17 protein-coding genes are annotated in these 20077 nt (G+C 50.2%); 15 read left to right on the forward strand and 2 right to left on the reverse strand.

What is annotated here, in order from left to right; genetic code table 11:
- The first annotated feature begins 66 nt into the window (after positions 1-66).
- From ACFVTB_RS10440 to ACFVTB_RS10490, 11 genes are all read left to right on the forward strand, one after another.
- Positions 67-1911: a cache domain-containing sensor histidine kinase gene (locus ACFVTB_RS10440; RefSeq protein WP_387748187.1), complete on the forward strand. Its 1845-nt coding sequence runs from the start codon at positions 67-69 to the stop codon at positions 1909-1911.
- Positions 1904-3538 carry a response regulator transcription factor gene (locus ACFVTB_RS10445; RefSeq protein ID WP_387748585.1) on the forward strand — a complete coding sequence of 545 codons (1635 nt, stop codon included), beginning with the start codon at positions 1904-1906 and terminating at the stop codon, positions 3536-3538. Before ACFVTB_RS10440 ends, ACFVTB_RS10445 begins: the two co-directional genes overlap by 8 nt.
- 103 nt (positions 3539-3641) lie before the next feature.
- On the forward strand, positions 3642-5000 hold the full coding sequence (locus tag ACFVTB_RS10450; protein WP_387748189.1) for an ABC transporter substrate-binding protein: 1359 nt from the start codon (positions 3642-3644) through the stop codon (positions 4998-5000).
- A gap of 72 nt (positions 5001-5072) precedes the next feature.
- The gene (locus ACFVTB_RS10455; RefSeq protein WP_387748191.1) at positions 5073-5957 is read left to right on the forward strand and encodes a carbohydrate ABC transporter permease; all 885 of its coding nucleotides are present in this window, start codon (positions 5073-5075) and stop codon (positions 5955-5957) included.
- On the forward strand, positions 5954-6799 hold the full coding sequence (locus tag ACFVTB_RS10460) for a carbohydrate ABC transporter permease (protein WP_387748193.1): 846 nt from the start codon (positions 5954-5956) through the stop codon (positions 6797-6799). Before ACFVTB_RS10455 ends, ACFVTB_RS10460 begins: the two co-directional genes overlap by 4 nt.
- Positions 6800-7008: 209 nt before the next feature.
- On the forward strand, positions 7009-7983 hold the full coding sequence (locus ACFVTB_RS10465; protein WP_387748195.1) for a phosphotriesterase family protein: 975 nt from the start codon (positions 7009-7011) through the stop codon (positions 7981-7983).
- A gap of 23 nt (positions 7984-8006) precedes the next feature.
- Positions 8007-8759: a glucosamine-6-phosphate deaminase gene (gene nagB / locus ACFVTB_RS10470; RefSeq protein WP_387748197.1), complete on the forward strand. Its 753-nt coding sequence runs from the start codon at positions 8007-8009 to the stop codon at positions 8757-8759.
- A 945-nt stretch (positions 8760-9704) separates the two neighbouring features.
- On the forward strand, positions 9705-10781 hold the full coding sequence (locus ACFVTB_RS10475) for an iron-siderophore ABC transporter substrate-binding protein (protein ID WP_387748199.1): 1077 nt from the start codon (positions 9705-9707) through the stop codon (positions 10779-10781).
- A 37-nt stretch (positions 10782-10818) separates the two neighbouring features.
- Complete coding sequence (locus tag ACFVTB_RS10480; RefSeq protein WP_387748201.1) at positions 10819-11814, forward strand: FecCD family ABC transporter permease; 996 nt, start codon at positions 10819-10821, stop codon at positions 11812-11814.
- Entirely contained in the window at positions 11811-12842 is a 1032-nt protein-coding gene (locus tag ACFVTB_RS10485; protein WP_387748203.1) for a FecCD family ABC transporter permease, read from the forward strand. Before ACFVTB_RS10480 ends, ACFVTB_RS10485 begins: the two co-directional genes overlap by 4 nt.
- A complete protein-coding gene (locus tag ACFVTB_RS10490) occupies positions 12843-13646 on the forward strand; it encodes an ABC transporter ATP-binding protein (RefSeq protein WP_387748205.1) in 804 nt (267 codons plus the stop codon). It begins immediately after the preceding gene.
- Positions 13647-14025: 379 nt separating this feature from the next.
- Here ACFVTB_RS10490 and ACFVTB_RS10495 read toward each other — a convergent pair whose 3' ends face one another.
- Positions 14026-14463: a MerR family transcriptional regulator gene (locus ACFVTB_RS10495; protein ID WP_387748207.1), complete on the reverse strand. Its 438-nt coding sequence runs from the start codon at positions 14461-14463 to the stop codon at positions 14026-14028.
- Positions 14464-14580: 117 nt separating this feature from the next.
- On the opposite strand from ACFVTB_RS10495, the gene ACFVTB_RS10500 reads away from it, so the two are divergent.
- Positions 14581-15345, forward strand: a complete 765-nt coding sequence (locus ACFVTB_RS10500; RefSeq protein WP_387748209.1) for an SDR family NAD(P)-dependent oxidoreductase — start codon at positions 14581-14583, stop codon at positions 15343-15345.
- A 460-nt stretch (positions 15346-15805) separates the two neighbouring features.
- Positions 15806-16417, forward strand: coding sequence for a DUF1697 domain-containing protein (locus ACFVTB_RS10505; protein ID WP_387748211.1), 612 nt, complete (start codon positions 15806-15808; stop codon positions 16415-16417).
- A 77-nt stretch (positions 16418-16494) separates the two neighbouring features.
- Here the strand turns inward: ACFVTB_RS10505 and ACFVTB_RS10510 are convergent, their stop codons facing one another.
- A complete protein-coding gene (locus ACFVTB_RS10510) occupies positions 16495-17310 on the reverse strand; it encodes a helix-turn-helix transcriptional regulator (protein ID WP_387748213.1) in 816 nt (271 codons plus the stop codon).
- A gap of 251 nt (positions 17311-17561) precedes the next feature.
- Between ACFVTB_RS10510 and ACFVTB_RS10515 the strand changes: the two genes are divergently transcribed.
- Positions 17562-19046, forward strand: coding sequence for a sugar ABC transporter ATP-binding protein (locus ACFVTB_RS10515; RefSeq protein WP_387748215.1), 1485 nt, complete (start codon positions 17562-17564; stop codon positions 19044-19046).
- A gap of 11 nt (positions 19047-19057) precedes the next feature.
- Positions 19058-20032 (forward strand): ABC transporter permease, encoded by a 975-nt coding sequence (locus ACFVTB_RS10520; RefSeq protein WP_387748217.1) that lies wholly within the window; start codon positions 19058-19060, stop codon positions 20030-20032.
- The last annotated feature ends 45 nt before the right edge of the window (positions 20033-20077 follow it).

The following is a 20077-nucleotide window of genomic DNA, read 5'->3' on the forward strand; positions in this document are numbered from 1 at the left end:
TGATTCGGGTAAGCTTATACATAAAATCCTACTATTGCGGTCGCGTAAGAAAGCGAGACAATTCTCATGCTGACGAAACTGAAAAACCTCTATTTGGAGCTTCCGATCCGCTATAAAATTCAGATGTGGTTTATGCCCCTGATTGTGCTGACGGCGATCAGCATCGGCTACTTCTCGTATACAACCGCCTCCAATCAGGTGCTCGACAAAATCTCGCAGGGGCAGAATAATATTTCGTCTCAGACGATCTCGCACCTCGATTATTTGGCCAAAGACATTTACGATATTTACAGCTATTTGTCGCTGTCCTCGGAGCTGCACGACATGCTGTCGCCGGAATCCAACTACAATTCCGCGCAAATCGTCAATTCGATGGTGAACCGGCTGCTCAGCACGAGACAGTTTTTTCAATCGCTGCTTATTTTCACCGACGATTATCCGCCTATTACCTTCAATAGTTTGAACAATAACGAGATTATTACTTACCGCGATTATAAAAATCACGATATTTACAAACAAACTGAAGCCGATGTTGTAAACGGGGCTTGGGGAGTGGAAACGGGACCGCTCAAGCTCTTCATCGGTGACCAGCGAAAAAAAGTGTTTTACAGCAAAGTATTAATTAACCCCGAAACGTTGGAAAGAGAAGGTCTGATGCTGATCGGCATGACGGAGGAGGATTTCCGCAAGTCGTTTGGTCAGAAGCGTGATAACGTCCAAATTATCGTTGTTAACGAGTACGGAACGATCCTATCGGATTCGGACGGCAAATGGAGCGGTCGCGATTTTATGGAGCTGCCTTATTACGAGCATACGGCATTCGACGAGGTAGACTGGAACGCGCATGACAAGGAGTGGCTCATTTCGCATTCGTCTTCGGCGGCGACGGGCTGGCATGTGCTTGTGATCCAGCCGCGCAGCGAGGAGCTGCAACAGCTGAATCAGATCCGCTGGCTGACAGTTGGATTCGTGATTATGATCTTGCTTGTTAACATTCCACTCAGCTGGCTGTTTTCAAAGCTGTTCTTAAACCCGCTGAAACGGCTGCTGAAGTCGATGCGCGAGGTGCAGGACGGCGATTTCAGCCAATACGTCAATATCGAACTGCGGGATGAAATCGGCCAGCTTGGACGCGGCTACAATACAATGGTGACGAAAATCAAGGAGCTTATCCAGAACGTCTACCAATCCGAACTATCGCAAAAGGATGCGGAGCTGAAAATGCTGCAGTCGCAAATTAATCCGCATTTTCTCTACAATACGCTCAATTCGATTACGTGGATGGCGTACCGCGAAGGAGCGGACAAGTCGGCTGATATGATCGAGCGGCTGTCGGTATTTTTCCGCTTTAATTTAAGCCAAGGGGCCGATATAATATCGATCGAGAAGGAGCTTGCAATCGTCGAAAACTACTTGTACCTGAGTAAAATCCGGTTCGGCGACAAGCTGACGTACTCCATCGACGTACAGCCGCATTTAAAGCGCGTGCTTATGCCGAAGCTGCTGCTGCAGCCGCTAGTCGAGAATGCTGTCGTTCATGGGATCGAGCAGATGGAAGGAGAAGGGTTTATTCATCTATCGATCTACGAGACGGAAACCGAGGTTGTGATGGAAGTGACGGATAATGGCGTGGGTATTCAGCCTGACAAGCTGGAGACGCTGCGCTCCACAGGCCAAGGGAATCGCTCACTCGTGGATTCGTCCGAACGCAGCGGAGGCTTCGCTTTGTATAACACACGAGAGCGGCTGCACAATTATTTCGGCGACGGCGTAACCATCGATATTAACAGCCGGGTCGGCTTTGGCACGTCGGTGAAGCTGCGAATCGACCGCCAAAAAGCAGAGGGCCAGCTTAAAGAGTTGGAGAAGGAGATGGAGAAGGAGAAGGGCGAAGGTGACGAAAATGTATAAACTGCTGATCGTAGAGGACGAGCACGCCTTTCGCGAAGGCATACTGACGATGATCGACTGGGAGTCAGAAGGCATCTGCATATTGGGCACAGCGGCCAATGGCCGTCAGGCGCTTGCCCTAATGGAGCAGGAGCAGCCGGATATATTACTGACCGACATTCGTATGCCGCAAATGACCGGTTTAGAGCTGGTAGAAGAGGCGAATAAGCGGGGCTGGGAGTTCATCCCGGTGCTGCTTACCGGACATAGTGAATTTGAATATGCGCAGCAAGCCATTAAGCTTGGCGTATTCGATTATATTTTAAAGCCGTGCAATCCGAAGCAGGTGCGCGAGGCGATCGGACGGGCGAAAAATAAGCTGATCCAGACGAGAGTACGCCATCAGCAGGCGGATAAGCTGGAACAGAAGTGGAATGCGAACGTCAGCATGATTAAGCAGGAACGGCTGTTGAAGTGGTTGCGCGCCCCGAAACCGCTTCCGCTGCCGAACTATTTGAAGGATATCGAGGATTACGGCATTAAGCTCGTAGACAAGCCGGTTCTCGCGATCGTTTTCCGGTTCGATAAGAAAGCACTGAACGCATTGTCCTATACGGAGGATGATTTGCCGCTCATCCGGTTTGCAGCCGCCAACATTATGGAGGAAAGCATCGGAGACCGGTTCGCCGCTCATCACGAGCTGCTGACGCTTGACGATCAGTTTGTGCTTATCGCGAATGTGCCGGACGGCATGCCGCACAGCGAAATAGTCAGCAGTCTCGAACCTATTCAGAGCAACCTGTCAGTTTTCCTCAAAGTAAGCGTAAGCATCGGTGTTGGAGGGGAGCAGAGCTTAAGCGATGTGCATTTATCGTACCGAGAAGCGGAGGAAGCGTTGTCCAGACGGTTTTTTCACGGTTCGGAAGGGCTGTTCATGACGGGCGAGACGAACGTCGCCGAGGTCGCTGACAGTCTAAATCCTAAGTTCCAGGAGGACTTTGCCGATCTCGAACAACGTATTCGCGAATCGCTAGCCGCCAGCAATTATTCGAATTTCATCAACGAGGTGGAAAAGTGGCTGCAGGCTTTTAAAGAGCGGGATTTGTCAATCCAGCGTATCCGTCTGCATTCGTATTCGTTTATCGATTCACTAATCCGAGAGATTCAGGTGCTTGACGGGGAGGCCTCGAAAGAAGCGGCGGAGCAGTTGGAGCAGTACGCGGAGCAAATCGGAGCGCAGGAAACATTTGAGGAGCTATCGACGCTGCTCACCGTCGTCATTCAGAAGTTCGTCGAGTTCCGGCATACGAATATGAAAAAGCAGCCGCACAAAACGATTCAATATGTGCTTGATCTGATCGAGCAAAAGTATATGACCAATTTGACGCTGAAATCTATTTCGGAGGATGTCTTTATTTCGCAGTCCCATCTGTCTACGCTGTTCCGCCAAGAGATGGGCATTAACTTTTTGGATTATTTGCACCAATATCGCATTGAGAAGGCCAAGCAACTGCTGATGCAGGACAACGGCAAAGTGTATACGGTCGCGCGCGAGGTCGGGTACTACGACGAAGCTCATTTCGTCCGGTTTTTCAAAAAATGGGCGGGGATGCTTCCATCCCAATTCAAAAAGCAGTACGGCTCCTAATAAACATACAGCGTAACCGAAGAATTGCGGGGGGCTGGCGGCACACCGGCTATTTTATAATAAAAAGACAGCAATGTTCTCGCACCCATAGAGGAGGTTTTCAGTGAAAAAAACAATTGGCGCCATCTCGGCGCTTTTAGTCGTCATGCTGTTGACGGCGGCTTGCGGAAGCGGAGGCCCGAATGCAGGCAGGGAAGCTGGGCCGGGAAATGCTGATGACGGCAGCGGAGCAGGCGAGCCGATTGAAATTACCTTTTTCAGCAACAATCCGGATCGCACAGGCGGCCAAGGGAAAGCCGAGCAGCTGTTGATCGAACAATATATGAGCGAGAATCCGAATATCAGGATCAAATCAGAGACGCTCTCGCCCGATCCTCAATTCCAAGACAAGCTAAAAATATACAACGTGTCGAACACGCTGCCCGACGTGACGATGATGTGGGGCGGTGCCCGTTATTTGTCGCCATACGTAAAGAATGATTCGCTGGTTGAATTTTCGAGGGAAGATTTTGCCGGACAAGGCTTTATCGACGCCGCTTTTGATTCTTTTACGATGAACGGGAAGTTGTACGGCATTCCGAAAAACACCGACTTTCTTGTGTTATACGTGAACAAGAAGATTTTGGCCGATAACGGGCTTGCCCCTCCGAAAACGGAGTCCGACCTATTCCGTATCGCCGAGAAGCTGAACGGCACAGGCATCGTGCCGATGGCCTTGGACGGGAGAGACGCTTGGCCGCTCGGCTTGCTGTTCGACGCTGTCGTTTCTCGCCAAACCGGCGGTTTCGAAACGTATCATAAAGCGGTCGATCGGACGGGCAGCTTCAACGACCCGAACGTCGTCGCCTCCGCGCAAAAGCTGCAGGAGATGGTCAAGGCGGGCTTGTTCGGCGAAGGGTTTCTGAATCTTGACTACGGCGCAGCGCGCAACCTGTTCGGCCAAGGGAAGGCAGCCATGTACCTGATGGGACAATGGGAGATGGGCATGGCGAAGGACGCCAATTTCCCGCAGGAAGTGCGCGATAACATGGCAGCGGTGCCCTATCCGGCTTCCGACGACGGCAAAAGCCCGGCATCTGATTTGCTAGCATGGTTCGGCGGCGGATACAGCGTCGCGAGCAAGTCTAAACATGCCAAGGAGGCCAAGGATTTCGCCATCTGGCTGTTCAAGAAAGAAAATTGGGCGAAGACGGTTTGGGAGAATGGCATTACATTCCCCGCGCAAGCGTACGACGAATTTGTAACGGGGGAGGAGGCGCAGCTGCAGCAGGATTTGACGGCGATTTTGAAAAACGCCGACAACATTAGCGGCGCGAACTCGCAGGATCGCTTCTCTGCGTCCACCTCGAAGAGCTATTTGGACGCGATCACGGAACTGCTTGCCTTGAAAGTAACGCCAGAGCATTTCGCCCAATCGATCGACGCCATTGCGGCGAAATCGTATAAAGAATTGCATTCTTAAACCGATAAATAGCCGGAGTAAAACGGAGGCGTAAGTTTTGCTCCATTCTTTTAAGGAGCGAGATTGACGGTTATGAACAAGCTTTGGATCGACAAACGGAACCTCGCTTTTTTAGTCACTCCCGGCTTGCTGCTCATTGCCGGTGTTGTACTGCTTCCGATCGCGGCAGCTTTTTTTCTCAGTCTCACCGATTTCGACGGCGTCGATTACCGGTTTATCGGATTAAGCCATTATAAGGAGCTGCTTTTCGCCGACGGCGTGTTTTGGAGCTCGTTGCGCAATTCCGTGTGGCTTGGTCTCGCTTTTATACTGCTGCAGCATCCGCTTGCAATACTGATGGCCATTCTGACGCCTTATACCGGCAAGTTCGAGCGGATACTGCGCGTAGTTATCTTTATCCCATCGATGATTTCGACGTTCGTGACTTCGCAAATGTGGGTGAGCATTTTATCTGTTCAGTTCGGTATGGTGAACCGGCTGCTGGACGTCGCAGGGCTGCCTGAGTGGAAGCGGGATTGGCTGGGCGATCCGTCCATCGCCATCCTGTCCATTATTTTTGTAGCGATGTGGCAAGGCTTTGGCTACGCCTATCTGCTGTATTACGCCGGGGTAAAGGGCATTCCCGCCGAGATGAGGGAGGCGGCAGTGGTCGACGGGGCAACCGAGCGGCAATACAACATGTGTATTGCGCTGCCTCTGCTGACGCCGATTATTCGCGTCAACGTCGTGCTGGCGATCGTTGCCGGCTTTAAGCAGATGGAGACCGTCTTTCTGATGACGGGCGGCGGTCCGGCCAACAGCACGCAGTTTCTGTCCACCTATCTCTATTCGAAGGCGTTTCGAGAAGGATTGTTTGGTTACGGCAGCGCGATCTCCGTGCTTTTCGTCGCTTGCTGCCTCGCGCTCACGATCTTGATGAATCGTTTGTTGAAAAGAGGGGCGGGTGAAGTCGCATGACCGCTTTGAGACGAACGTCCATAGGCTTTGCGAGGGGATTGCTTTACGCCGGACTGGCGATTGTGGCGGCGGTGCAGATTTTCCCGTTGGCATGGCTGTTGAATTTCTCGTTCTTGAAAAGCGGAGATTTTTACGGCAGTTATTTGCTGAAATGGCCGGAGCCGTTTCAGTGGAAAAACTACGCCGACGCTTTCCGCTTCGGACACGTTCCGGCCTACTTACTGAACAGTATCCTGGTGACGGCCATTGTAATTGCCGTTACCATAGCGGTCTCAATGATGCTAGGCTATGTGATCGCCCGTGTCCCGTGGAAGTGGAACAAGCTGCTAATGGGACTGGTCATGATTTGCATGATTGTGCCAATCTACTCGACACTGCTGCCAAACTTTTTTATTTTCACGAATATGCGGATTATCGATTCGTATTTGGTGCTTATTTTGCCGAATATCGCATTTGCCATTCCGATCAGCGTGTTCGTAATCATCGGCTTTCTGGAGTCGACGCCGCGGGCTATCGAGGAAGCAGCCGTCATGGACGGACTTGGCTTGACGGGCATCGTGTTTCGTATTATTTTTCCAATTTCGAAGCCGGTAATCGCGTCCGTTGCGGTGCTGACCTTCATGAGCACCTGGAACGAGTTCATTATGGCCGTTACGTACATCCGCAGCGACGTGTTCAAAACGCTGCCCTTCTCGCTTATTCAATTTACCGGGCAATATGCATCCAACTATGGAGCTCAATTTGCAGTTATGACGATTATTGCGCTGCCGGCTGTGCTGTTGTATATATTGTTTACCGAGCAAATTACGAACAGTCTGACGGCCGGGGCGGTGAAGGGCTAGTAGGCTAGTAGGCTAGTAGGCATCGCGCATAGGCGATCCGATTGCGGTCGCTATGCCGTTTGCGATTTTCCGGACAGACAGCGCATTTTCGTAGTTTCGCCAGGTAAGGCGATAAGAGAAGCTTATTATGGTTAGAGGCGTATGCATTCATATATTTTTGATTCGATATTTCGATATGATTTCAACAACAACTGGCAAAGGGGATACTCATGATGACGATTCAAACGGTTCGCGGCCCAATCGACAAGACGCAATTCGGTTTTTGCCACAGCCATGAGCATTTGTTTCTGGCGGAAGGACACCCGTCGACGCTTAATCCGGCGCTTCATATGGATGAATACGATAAAACGCTTGCGGAGCTGCGGATGCTGCACGACTGCGGAGGACGCGCGGTTGTCGACGCGCAGCCGCTGGGCAGTGGAAGAATGGAGGAGTGGCTGCTGAAGGTCTCGTCGGAGTCCGACGTTCATGTCGTTGCTTCGACCGGCTTTCATAAATTAAGCTTTTACCGCGAGGATCATTGGATTCACCGGTTCGACGAGGAGCGGCTAGAGCAAATTTTTGTGCATGAACTGACCCAAGGGATGTATACAGGAACGGATAAAGGCGAGCCAAGCGCGCATATCGGGGCGAAAGCGGGCATTATTAAAACGGCGATGGACGAGGACCGGATGAATGATCCGGACAAGCGCTGGTTTAACGCGGCTGCAGCTGCGGCTAGACGGACTGGGGCACCGATTATGTGTCATATCGAGTCGTATGAGCAAGCCGATGAGCTGGTCGACATGTATATGTCTCGCGGGATATTGGCCGAGCAAATCATTATTTGCCACCTGGAGCGCAGTCTGGACAAGCCTCAAAACCATCGCAAGCTGGCTGAACTGGGCATTTATTTAGAATACGATACGATCGGCCGCTTCAAATATCATTCGGATGAAGGGGAAGCGGAATTAATTCGCCAGATGATGGATTGGGGTCTTGGAAATCAACTGCTTCTCGGGCTGGATACGACCCGCCAGCGGATGAAGCATTACGGCGGCTCTATCGGACTCGATTATTTGTCGCAGCAGTTTTTGCCGCTGCTGAAGCAGTACGGCGTAACGGCCGAGCAAATTGATCGCATGATGATCCATAACCCGGCAGAAGCGTTTTCGTTCAAACCGCCTTTTAGTTCGCGGGTATAAATTAGAGTCAGGAGAGCGGTACGATGAACATTAGCGTTTTTTCTAGCAACAAGGAAGTATCGGCAAGAGCGGCTGAACTTATTGCTGAACTGCTGCGAGAAAAGCCGGATGCTGTACTCGGACTGGCGACCGGCGATACGCCGATTGGCGTCTATGAGGCACTGGTCGAGCGTTTCAAGCGGGGAGAGGTCAGCTTCCGGCAGGCGAGCGCGTTCAATTTGGACGAATACGCAGGCTTGCCGCCGGAGCATGAGCAAAGCTATGCTGCCTACATGGCTAAGCATTTGCTGAACGAGATCGATTTGCCGCTGGATAGGGCATACATTCCGAACGGCTTGGCGGCCGACCTCGAAGCGGAAAGCAAGGCTTACGACCGGTTGCTGGAGCAGGCTGGGCAGCTCGATTTGCAGCTGCTGGGCATCGGCCACAACGGCCATATCGGTTTTAACGAGCCAGGACCGCATTTGCATGCTGGTACGCATGTCGTTGCTTTGACCGAAGAGACGAGGGATGCCAATTCGCGTTATTTCGATCATCTGGAGGACGTTCCGAGTCAAGCGGTGACGATGGGTGTAGGCTGGATGATGAAGGCGAAGCATGTCGTGCTCATCGCTCGCGGAGAAGGGAAGGCGGCTGTTGTGAAGGAGGCGCTCTTTGGACCGATTACAACCTCGTGTCCGGGCTCACTGCTTCAGCTGCATCCGCGATTGACCGTACTTCTGGACGAGGGGGCCGCGCGTGACGTGCAAGGCCTGCCTGGAGTCAGGTATCTATGATTTTTAAGATACATTTGGCCGAATTTGTGTAAATGTAGCGATTAGATATGATTTTTATGATTATTCCTTCAAATTGCTGAACCCTTCTGCAGTTGGAGGACAATACGAGGTTTTCACGATAATCAAAGCAGGCGCAATCCTTTAAAAAAGGAAGCGCCTGTTTTTTCGTTGATTTTTTGGCTCAAGCTTTAACAGTGCTTGACGGAAAAGAGAGAGAAGAGCGGAGGGGCGGGGCGGAAGAGCGGAGGAGCAGAGGGATTCTGAACGATAGTATATATGCTAAAAATCATATATAATTTGCTCTGAAGTAGAGATTTGGTTGAATATATGCGAAAAATCATACATAATTTCGATCTAAGGTGGATATTTGGATAAATATATGCGAAAAATCATACATAATTTGCTCCCAGGTAGAATTTTTGAAAATTATATATGAAAAATCGTATACATTATTCACTCAGATGGAGACTTGGCTAAATGTATGTGTAAAATCGACTCTACATACTAGCCAGCGCCTGTCGACATGTTTGGAGGAGAGTCCTCTCCGAACGATCTATATGAAGGAGGAAAGAGAGAAGAGCGGAGGGTCAGAGGGATTCTGGAGAAACGAAAGTGGTCGCCTCCCACCTTTTTTAAATTTCCTCGTTCTAACTCGCTTTAAAGTCCGATTCCTACTGCAAATTTCAATCAAATAAAGGAATCTGGCTTTAATGGCGATTGGAAGAACCCTCTGCCCCGCAGCGTTACCCTCGATTGAAGTCCAGCACTGATTTCGGCTTTGAGCCGATTTTGCTTGTTATTTCCGAGGATGATCCCAATCCATTTGATTGTGTGGGACAATTTTCATTGACACTTTTATAATTGAGAATTATTATTGATGATAATGATAATCATTAATAAATGATTACAGCCATCATTCATAAGAAGAAAGGGATTGCACACAAGATGACTAAAAGCAAGCTTTCTATCCAAACATTACTTATTTCGGTTGCGCTTATGTTAGCGCTTGTTGGTTGCTCCAGTTCAACATCCGCTCCAAACGGAAACGCTCCTGAGAATACGCAAACGCCAGCAACGGAGGCGCCTGCTTCCCAGCCTTCAACTGTCGAATATCCAATTGTCATTAAGCATGCTTTCGGAGAAACCGTCATCGAAAGCAAGCCGGAACGAGTAGCTACCGTTCAATGGGCTAACCACGATGTGGCGCTTGCACTCGGCGTTGTGCCTGTCGGATTCTCGGCAGCGAATTTCGGCGTACAGGACGGCAGCGGCCTTTTGCCTTGGACAGCTAAAAAGCTCGACGAGCTTGGCGTAAAAGATCCGAATGTGTTCCAAGATACGGACGGCCTCGATTTTGAAGCTATTTCCGATTCAAACCCAGATGTTATTCTAGCGTCCTACTCTGGGATCACGAAGGAAGATTACGATATTCTTAGCAAAATCGCACCGGTAGTACCTTATACAACGTCTCCGTGGTCCACGGCATGGCGGGAGCAAGTTATTTTGAACGCTACAGGGATGGGCATGAAAGCGGAGGGCGAGCAGCTGATTAAAGACACCGAGGATTTGGTGAAAGAAAAGCTTTCCCAATACCCGCAAATAGAAGGAAAGAAAGTCGTTTGGGTCAATTTCTCGGCTAAAGATATGTCGCAATTACATATTTATACACCTGTAGATGCGCGCGTCTCTTTCCTGTACGAACTGGGCATGGTTTATCCGGAAAGCATCACGAAACAAATTACAGACCCTTCCAGCTACTCTTTGAAATTAAGCGCTGAAAACGTCGAGGCTCTATACGATGCGGATCTCTTGATCGGATACGGCAATGAAGAGCTATATCAAGCGATTAAAGCTGATTCCTTGCTTGGTAAAATTCCAGCGATTCAAAGAGGGTCGGTTGCATTTATCGACAGCGATACGCCGCTGGTAGCTGCAGGAACTCCAAATCCGCTTTCGATCGCTTATACCATTGACGATTACTTGAAATTAATTGGTGAAGCGCTCGACAAAAACAATGGTTAAATCTTCACTTCAAAAAAATAAAGCGCAAAGCTTGCATATGCCGAGCAACTTTCCAATCGTTCTTACGATTTGTATCGTTCTGCTTGGCGTATGCATTATTGCGTCTCTCGTGCTAGGCTCCCGGCTGGTGAGTTTTAATGAGCTAATTAACGGCTTATTCCATTCCGACATAGACTCCTACGGCGCAAACGTCGTTCGCAAAAGAATTTCTCGAACGGTATTCAGTTTGTTTTGCGGCGCGGCACTTGGGGTTTCTGGAGCATTGATGCAGTCTGTCACTCGCAACCCGATCGCAGATCCGAGCATCCTTGGAGTTAACACGGGTGCGTCTTTGTTTGTCGTTTGCGGAATGGCGTTCCTGAACATCAGCACGGCAAATCAGTATATCTGGCTTGCATTAGCTGGAGCTGCCATTACGGCGATTTTCGTATTCGGAATTGGCTCGATCGGGCGAGGCGGCGCCACGCCGATCAAGCTTGTTTTGGCGGGAGCTGCTACTAGCGCGGCTCTGTCCTCTGTAGTCACTGCCGTTCTCATTCCTCGCTCCCATGTTATGGATCAATTCCGTTTCTGGCAGGTGGGGAGCGTCGGTTCCGGCTCTTGGAGTGCGATTGGGACGTTTGCTCCATTTCTGGCGTTTGGCCTGTTAGCCGCTCTCTTGACCGCCCCGGCGTTAAATGCGCTCGCGTTAGGTGACGAGGCTGCAACCGGGCTGGGCGTTCGAACAGGCGTACTGCGGTTTATTGCCGCTCTTGCGGGGGTTGTGCTGTGCGGCGCAGCTACAGCGCTGGCCGGTCCTATCGGCTTTATCGGACTGTTGGCGACGCATGTCATACGCCTTATTCTTGGAGCTGACTTGCGGTATGTAATCCCGATGTCCGCATTGGCCGGAGCCGTTATTTTAACTTTGGCAGATGTTTGCGGAAGGCTGCTGGGTAGTCCGGGTGAGCTTGAGGTCGGCGTCGTTACCGCATTTATTGGGGCTCCGATACTAATCATAGTCACTATGAGATCGAAAGTGCGTTCATTATGATAAATCAATCGATTGCTGTTATTGCGGCAGGAAGGCGTCAAAGACGCCGCCGCTGGATGCTCGTAACTCTCTCACTCGCGGCGCTTGCATGCATACTTTGCTGCGCTATGCTTATGTTGGGAAACACCGTTTATCCTGTTCAGGACGTTATCCGAGCGCTCTCGGGAGAGCAGATTAAAGGCGTATCGTTTGCCGTTCAAACGATACGCTTGCCGAGAATGCTGGCCGGTCTATTCGCTGGTTTCGCTTTCGGAGTTGCCGGCTACATCTTTCAGACCATGCTGCGTAATCCGCTTGCAAACCCGAATGTCATCGGCATTACTTCCGGCTCAAGTGCAGCGGCTGTTTATTGCATCACCGTTCTTCATTCGAATGGGGCTGTCGTTTCGATCGCTTCGGTGCTTGCAGGCCTTGCTACCGTTATTGTGATGTATCTATTATCCAGGGGAAAGACCTTTTCCATCGGTCGATTGATATTGGTCGGAATAGCGATTCAGGCGATGCTTGACGCGGTTATTTCTTATCTCTTACTCATTAGCGCGCAGCAGGATATTCCCGCAGCGCTCAGATGGCTCGGCGGCAGCCTCAACGGCTCTCAAATGCATGAGCTTCCGCCTCTTATTTGGTCGGTCATTATTTTTACGCCGATTGTTATCGTTCTGGGCAAGCATCTGAACATGCTGGAGCTGGGAGAACAATCCGCTTCTTCTCTTGGAGTCAGCACAGACAAGACGAGAGTTACGCTCATTGTTAGCTCCGTCTTCATGATTGCGCTTGCTACCGCTACGACAGGTCCGATCGCTTTTGTCTCCTTCCTTTCGGGACCGATTGCAAAAAGATTAGTCGGAACCGGCTTCTCCAACATTATTCCGGCTGGTCTCGTTGGCGCTAATTTGGTTTTGGCGGCGGATTTAATCGGACAGTTCGCTTTCGAGGTCAGGTTCCCTGTAGGCATCATAACAGGATTGCTCGGAGCGCCGTATTTGATCCTCCTGCTCGTCCGAATGAACCGAAAGGGAGAGTTATAAATGAAATCAACACATTTGTTTCAGGCTGAGCAGCTTGTAGCCGGCTATGATCAAAAAACGATAATCGAAGGCATAGATCTCATTATTCCAAGTCATAAAATTAGCGTAATTATAGGCGCCAACGGCTGCGGAAAATCGACGCTTCTTAAAACATTGGCGAGACTGATCAAGCCGATATCCGGGAAAATTACGATAGACGGCAAGCCAATCGGCAAAATGCCGTCCAAGCAGTTGGCTCGAGTCGTAGGGCTGCTGCCGCAATCTCCCATTGTGCCTGAAGGCATTTCTGTAGCCGATCTGGTTGGACGCGGACGATTTCCGCACCAGTCCTTGCTTGGGGGTTGGACGAACAGAGACTATGAGGCCGTCGCGGAAGCGATGAGCATTATGGATATTACCGAGTTCGCGAACCATCCGATTGACGAGCTCTCGGGAGGGCAAAGACAGCGCGTTTGGATTGCCATGGCATTGGCGCAGCAAACCGATATTTTATTTCTCGATGAGCCGACGACCTTCTTGGATATCACTTATCAAGTCGAAATATTGGATATGCTCACCGATCTTAACCGCAAGCACGGTACGACGATCGTTATGGTTTTGCATGATATTAACTTGTCTGCGCGTTACGCGGACCATATTTTCGCGCTTCATAAAGGAAAGCTTGTTGCCCAGGGAGAGCCGTCTAAGGTGATTACAAGTACGCTGGTCAAAGATATTTTCGGACTGGATTGCACCGTGATCAAAGACCCGCTGTCGGACTCTCCGATGGTCGTACCGAAGGGACGGCATCATATTATCGGTTAAATACGAAAAAATGGCGATGCCAGGACAACCTGTGCAGCGCCATTTTTTTTTGCTTTTTTTTATCAAACTTCAAATCAGCGCTTGGCTGAAAAGGAGAGAAGAGCGGAGGGGCAGAGGGATTCTGGAGAAACGATAGTGTTCGCTTTTAAAGCATGATTCCTACCTCTAGCCTATAACAAATAAAGGAATCAGGCTTTAATGGCGATCGGAAGAACCCTCTGACCCGCAGCGTCTCCCCTCACTTCAAGTCATGCACTGATTTCGGTTTTGATGCACTGATTTCGGTTTTGAGCCGTTTTATCGATAGCCAGCCATTAGTAAAATGTGCAAATGAGTTATCGAAACGAGCAATTGTTATAAGTTTGCCAGTAGTGGAGCACTATACCGATGAAGAATGATGTTCGGCGGCTGCTGGCTCGGCAGACTTATGAATCCCGAAGCGTTCGTCCAAAAACCTCTCGATGCCGGGCTGCTCGTAAAAGGCGATTTTGGAATCGATCAGCTCCAAATGCTTGTTCAGATCTTCAATTTGCTTGAGAACCGCACTCCGGTGCTCTCTGAACAACGCCTTGCGGATATGGATCGTACGGCTGCCTTCCATGCACCAATCGATATATTGCTTGATTTCTTTGATCGCCATCCCGGTATCTTTCAGGCAGCAAATGAGGGCTACCCATTCCAGGTCGTCTTCAGTAAACGTCCGCCGTCCCGATCCGGATCTCGTCAGAAACGGCAGCAAGCCTTCCTTGTCGTAAAAGCGAAGCGTATGGGCCGTCAGTCCATATTTCGCTGCAACTTCATTGATGGTGTAATTCATTTTTTTTATCACCTTGTCTGCTTGACTTAGAGTTAACTCGAAGTAATAGACTCATTATAGACTGCGAGAACGATCGTTTCAAGCTGTCTGACAAAAAGCGATGAAGGAGCATGCAAAATGGGAAACTTGAATAAAATCGCGCTGGTTACTGGCGGAAGCCGCGGGTTAGGCCGCAATGCGGCAGTGGCTTTGTCGAAAAAAGGGATTGGCGTCGTTATTACCTATAACAGCGGAAAAGAAAATGCTGAAACCGTTGTGCGAGAAATCGAGAATGGCGGCGGCAAAGCGGCAGCGCTCCAATTGGATGCAAGCGAGGTAGCTTCCTTTGACGAATTCGCAGCGAAGCTGCGCGATGTGCTGAAGGAAAAATGGGACCGGGAGCAGTTCGATTTCTTGATCAACAACGCAGGCTTTGGCATTAATGTGCCGTTTACCGAGGCGACGGAGGAACAGTTCGACAGCTTGATGAACGTACATTTTAAAGGCGTTTATTTTCTGACGCAAAAGCTGCTTCCTGCCTTGGCCGACAACGGCGGCATTATTAATATATCTTCCGGCTTAACGCGCTTCTCTTTTGCAGGCAACAGCATGTATGCGGCAATGAAAGGCGCGGTCGAAGTGCTGACGAAATACTGGGCGAAGGAGCTCGGCGGTCGCGGCATCCGCGTCAATGTTGTCGCTCCAGGCGCAATTGCGACCGATTTTGGCGGCGGTTCCGTTCGCGACAACGAGGCGGTTCACGGATTTATCCGTTCGCAAACGGCGCTCGGAAGAGTCGGTCAGCCAGATGATATCGGAGGCGTTATTGCGGCACTTTGTACCGAGGAATTGAGCTGGGTTAACGCGCAGCGGATCGAAGCTTCAGGCGGCATGGTTCTGTAAAGTAGACTCGTATAGATAAGATAGGGTTTGAAGCGGTTTGAGAATCCGCGAATTCGCGGCATAATCCCCGACGCCAATTAGGCGGCGGGGATTTGCTTTTTTGACGAAGTTTTGGATCAAACATAAAATCAGAGCTTGATTGAAAAGGAGAAAAGCGGAGGGTCAGAGGGATTCTGGAGAAACGATAGTGGTCGCTTTTAAAGCATGATTCCTACAACAAACCTCTATAAAATAAGGGAATCAGGCTTTAATGGCGATCGGAAGAACCCTCTGACCCGCAGCTTCTCCTCCGCCTTTAAGTCAAGCACTGATAACGGTTTTAAGAACAAGTTTTTATAAGGCAGGAGGAAAAGTGAGCCGGTTCAGGGAAAATATATGCTGGATGAGCTAAAATTGAGGAACAAAGTCGTGATAAACGACGCGCATTGCGGGGGAAATAACGAACGGGGGTCAGTGACAGATGACGATTCAAATCGCCTTGCTAAGAGGGATTAATGTAGGCGGCAAAAATAAAATTAAGATGGCGGAGCTGAAGATCGCGCTTGGCGAACTTGGCTTGTCCCGTGTCCAAACGTATATTCAGAGCGGAAATATTTTATTTGATTCGGACGAAGAGGAAGCCGTTCTGTGCGAACGAATCAGCGCAAAAATTAATGAAGCGTTTGGTTTGAACATTCCGGTTATGCTGCGGAGCGCTCAAGAACTGAATGAAATTGTCGCGAGCTGTCCATTTACCGCCGCACAGATTGAAGAAGCGGAATCGGCATCGGACAGCGAGAGCTTGTATGTGGCCATGCTGTTGCACGCGCCTGAGCCGGAGAAGCTGGAGAGGCTGCAGCAGTTTGCTACGAACGAGGAGCAATTTCGTATGGTCGGCCGCAATATTTATTTGCTGTATCACAATAGTATCCGAGACTCGAAGCTCGCCGTTCAGGTGGAAAAACTGGGCGTGCTGGTGACGACGAGAAACTGGAAAACGGTCAATAAGCTTATCGCTATGGCCGATGAGATGGCTTCGGAAAACTATGACGTTTCGATAGCTGCGAAAGAGGACTGCGATGACTGCAGCTGAATGAAACGCAAAAAAACAGGCGCGCCCGCAAGGGCGCGCTATTTGGTTTTGCCTTGCAGTGTTGGAAGCGGCCGCTGTTAATTCTTTCGATACTTGCCCGGCGATTCTCCCGTCATTTTTTTAAATAAAATATTGAAATAGTTCGCGTTCGGATAGCCGACCAGCTGCGCGATTTCTCGCACGGACAGCTCGGTTTGGGAGAGCATGCGCTTCGCTTCGTCAATCCGACACTTAATCATATACTGAATCGGCGACATGCCGATCTCTTCTTTAAAGATATGAGCGAGATGATAGGGACTGACAAAAACGAAGGAAGCGAGTGTATTAAGCGATAGATCTTGCGCATAGTTTTCCCGAATATAATCTCTGGCATTTTGCGCAATCGTAGAAATATTGGCCGTTTCCTTCGGCTGGTTAATAATCCGCACGATATGGATGATGATGCTTTGCAGCAGAAAAGAGATCAGATCCCCGCTGCCAAGCTTCGGGTTGCTGTTCTCATGAAGGACGTCTGTGAAGTATCTGGAGAGCATATCGTAGTTTTTTTGCAAATGCCAAATCGGGCTGCTTTCCGGTTCCAAAATAATGCCGGCCGGTCGGTCTTGCAGTCTGAAGTCGCCGATCCGAATGGCAATCCCTTTCAGCGAGTAATCGGGAGAGGAATGAACGGAGGGCAGTTCGCCTAAACCCCAGATAATCATATCGCCTTCTCTGACCGAGACGACTTGATCGTCGAAATGGATTTCCCCTCTCCCGCCCTGGAACAGCAACAGATCCGTACAGGTACTCCCCGGATCGCGGCGGTTACCGTCCCCGTCGTCCGCACATATTTCTTGAATCGTCTTTACCGAGATGAGACGAGGCGTCTCCAATAAAATGGCCGTGGTGGTCATATTTATAGAAATCACCTTCCGTCTCTAGTGAATTGCAAAAAATACAGCGCTTACATTTATTTCATGTTATTATTATTTCTAAAAACAGGTAACAAATCAATATGTAAGATCATGACCAGCAAGATAGGAAACGTTTATCACAAGATAGTTGATTTCGAATGTCAGTCCGTTCCACTAGACTTTAAGGTGAGAATGTATAAAGAATCCGAAGCTAATCCCTTTGACGGATGATTGGATGGGTGGTGAAGGTCTTGCTTTTGCAATTGAATAAGCTTACCAAATCCTTTTTTGGCGTAACGGTATTGGACCATGTCAATTTCGACCTTCACGCGGGCGAAGTTCATGCTATTCTGGGGCAAAACGGGGCCGGCAAATCGACGCTCGTGAAGCTGATTTCCGGGGTGGAGCAGCCGGATAGCGGCGAAATTTACTTGGACGGGCAGCTTGTCCGCATTCCGACAACGATAGAGGCGCAGCGGCTGGGCATCTCGACGATTTATCAAGAAACGGCGCTCGTTCCCGATATGACGATTGCCGAAAACATTTTTTTGGGCAGGGAGCCGAAGCTGTTCGGTTTTTTAACGCAATACCGCAAAATGAAGACGGCGACGCGAAAAATATTGAAGCAGCTCGGCTACGCCCTTCACCCCAATACGCCGATACGGACGCTGTCAACAAGCGATCAGCAGGCTGTCGCCATAGCCAAAGCGATTTCGCAGCAAAGCAAAATCATCATTATGGATGAACCGACCGCTAGCTTGACCGAACAGGAAACCGAGCGTTTATTTCGGATGATCGAGACATTCAAGGCGCAAGGCGTCGGCATTATTTATATTACACATCGGCTGAAGGAGCTGCAGGGCATATGCGACCGAATCACAATATTGCGAGACGGGCAGCATGTCATTACCCGGGATGCTAAGCATTTCTGCGAGAAGGAAATCATTACGCACATGGTCGGCAAGGATCTATCTCTTCATTTTCCGCCCGTGCCGGTGGAAATAGGTGCTCAATTGATGCAAGTGTCGGGATTGAGCAAGCGCGGGCAGTTTACCGATATCAGCTTCGACCTGTACGAAGGGGAGATATTAGGCTTTGCGGGACTCGCCGACTCGGGCGGGACTGAGCTCGCGAACGCGATTTTCGGGCGGGTGCGCGTGGACGGCGGCTCTATCTACTGGCGGGACGAGAAAATCGTTTTTCGCAGTCCGCGGCAGGCGGTCCGCCATCGTTTCGGTCTTGTGGATAAGGATCGTGTCAAAGCGGGGATGTTCTCGGATATGCCGGTTTCCCGTAATTTGACGATATCCGGGCTTCGCATGCTCAATAAATGGCATTTCATTAACGAAGAGAAAGAACAGGGCAAGGCGCTTGACGCCGTTATCCAGCTCGATATCAAAATGATTGATCCCGAGCAGGAAATTAAGTTTTTAAGCGGCGGCAATCAGCAGAAGGTTATGTTCGGCAGGTGGCTTGTTGCGGACAGCGATTTGTATATTTTGAACGAGCCGACTCGCGGCATCGATATTGGAGCGAAGAGCGAGCTGTATGTCGTAATTCACGAGCTGGTGCAGCAAGGGAAAGGCATGATCGTCATTTCGTCGGATATCTCCGAGTTAATCGGCATATGCACCCGTATTCTCGTCATGCATGAAGGCCGCATTGTCGATCAAATCTATCACGAGCAAGCGACGGAAGAGCGTATACTGAGCTCCGCCTCGGGGTTACACAGCTAAGGGGGAAGCCTATGCTTGTCAATAAGCGGGGGATGGCGCTGTCCCCAATGGAACGCAACCAGGGATTCAAATGGCTAAACGGGTACAAGCCGCTTGCCTTATTGCTGCTTATTTTCGTATTCGCATCGTTGACGAGCGATTATTTTTTCACCTGGATCAACCTCGTTAATGTCGTCAGGCAAGCATCGATCATCGGCATGATCGCGCTTGGCGTTCATTTCGTCGTTTTGCTTGGCATGTTCGACTTGTCGGTTGGCTCTATACTTGTCGTCTCCGGTACGGTCATTATGATCTGCCAAAGCGTGCTCGGCACCGGCACTATATTTTCGATGGGCATGGGGGTCCTTACCGGCTGTGCCGTCGGCTTCTTGAACGGTGTATTGATTGCATACGGCAGGGTTCCCTCCTTCATCGCTACAATCAGCACGATGTTCATATTCCGCTCCCTTGCGATGTGGTACGGCTCGGGAGGCGCGGTGAACGGTGTTAACATGAAATATACAGAGCTGGGACACGGTTCCACTTGGGGCGTTCCGAACCTCGTCTTCCCGCTCGTCGCCGTCGCCGTAATCGCCCATATCGTGCTGGCTAAGACTCTCCTAGGCCGATACATCTATGCGCTTGGGCAAAATCCGATGGCCGCTGTGCTAAGCGGGGCGCCGACCCGCTGGATTATCGTGACCGCATTTGCGATTAGCGGCATGGCATCGGGCATGGGCGCAGTATTCGAAACGTCCCGGCTCAATTCGATCTCGACAAGCACGTCGGGCATTTTTTACGAGCTTGACGTGATGTCGGCTATCGTCATCGGGGGCTCTAATCTAAAGGGCGGGAAAGGAACGATACTCGGCACGGTCTGCGGCGTCCTCATGCTGACCATAATAAGCAACTATATGAACTTGCAGAACGTTTCTCCATATCTGCAAGGGGTATTAAAGGGACTACTCGTCCTCGTTATGCTGTACCGCAGAAGCCGCAACGGCTAAGCGATGCAGCGTCCTGCAGCCGCTCGTTATGAGCGGCTGCTTTTT

It is taken from the genome of Paenibacillus sp. NPDC058071, assembly GCF_042885235.1.
Classification (GTDB): domain Bacteria; phylum Bacillota; class Bacilli; order Paenibacillales; family Paenibacillaceae; genus Pristimantibacillus.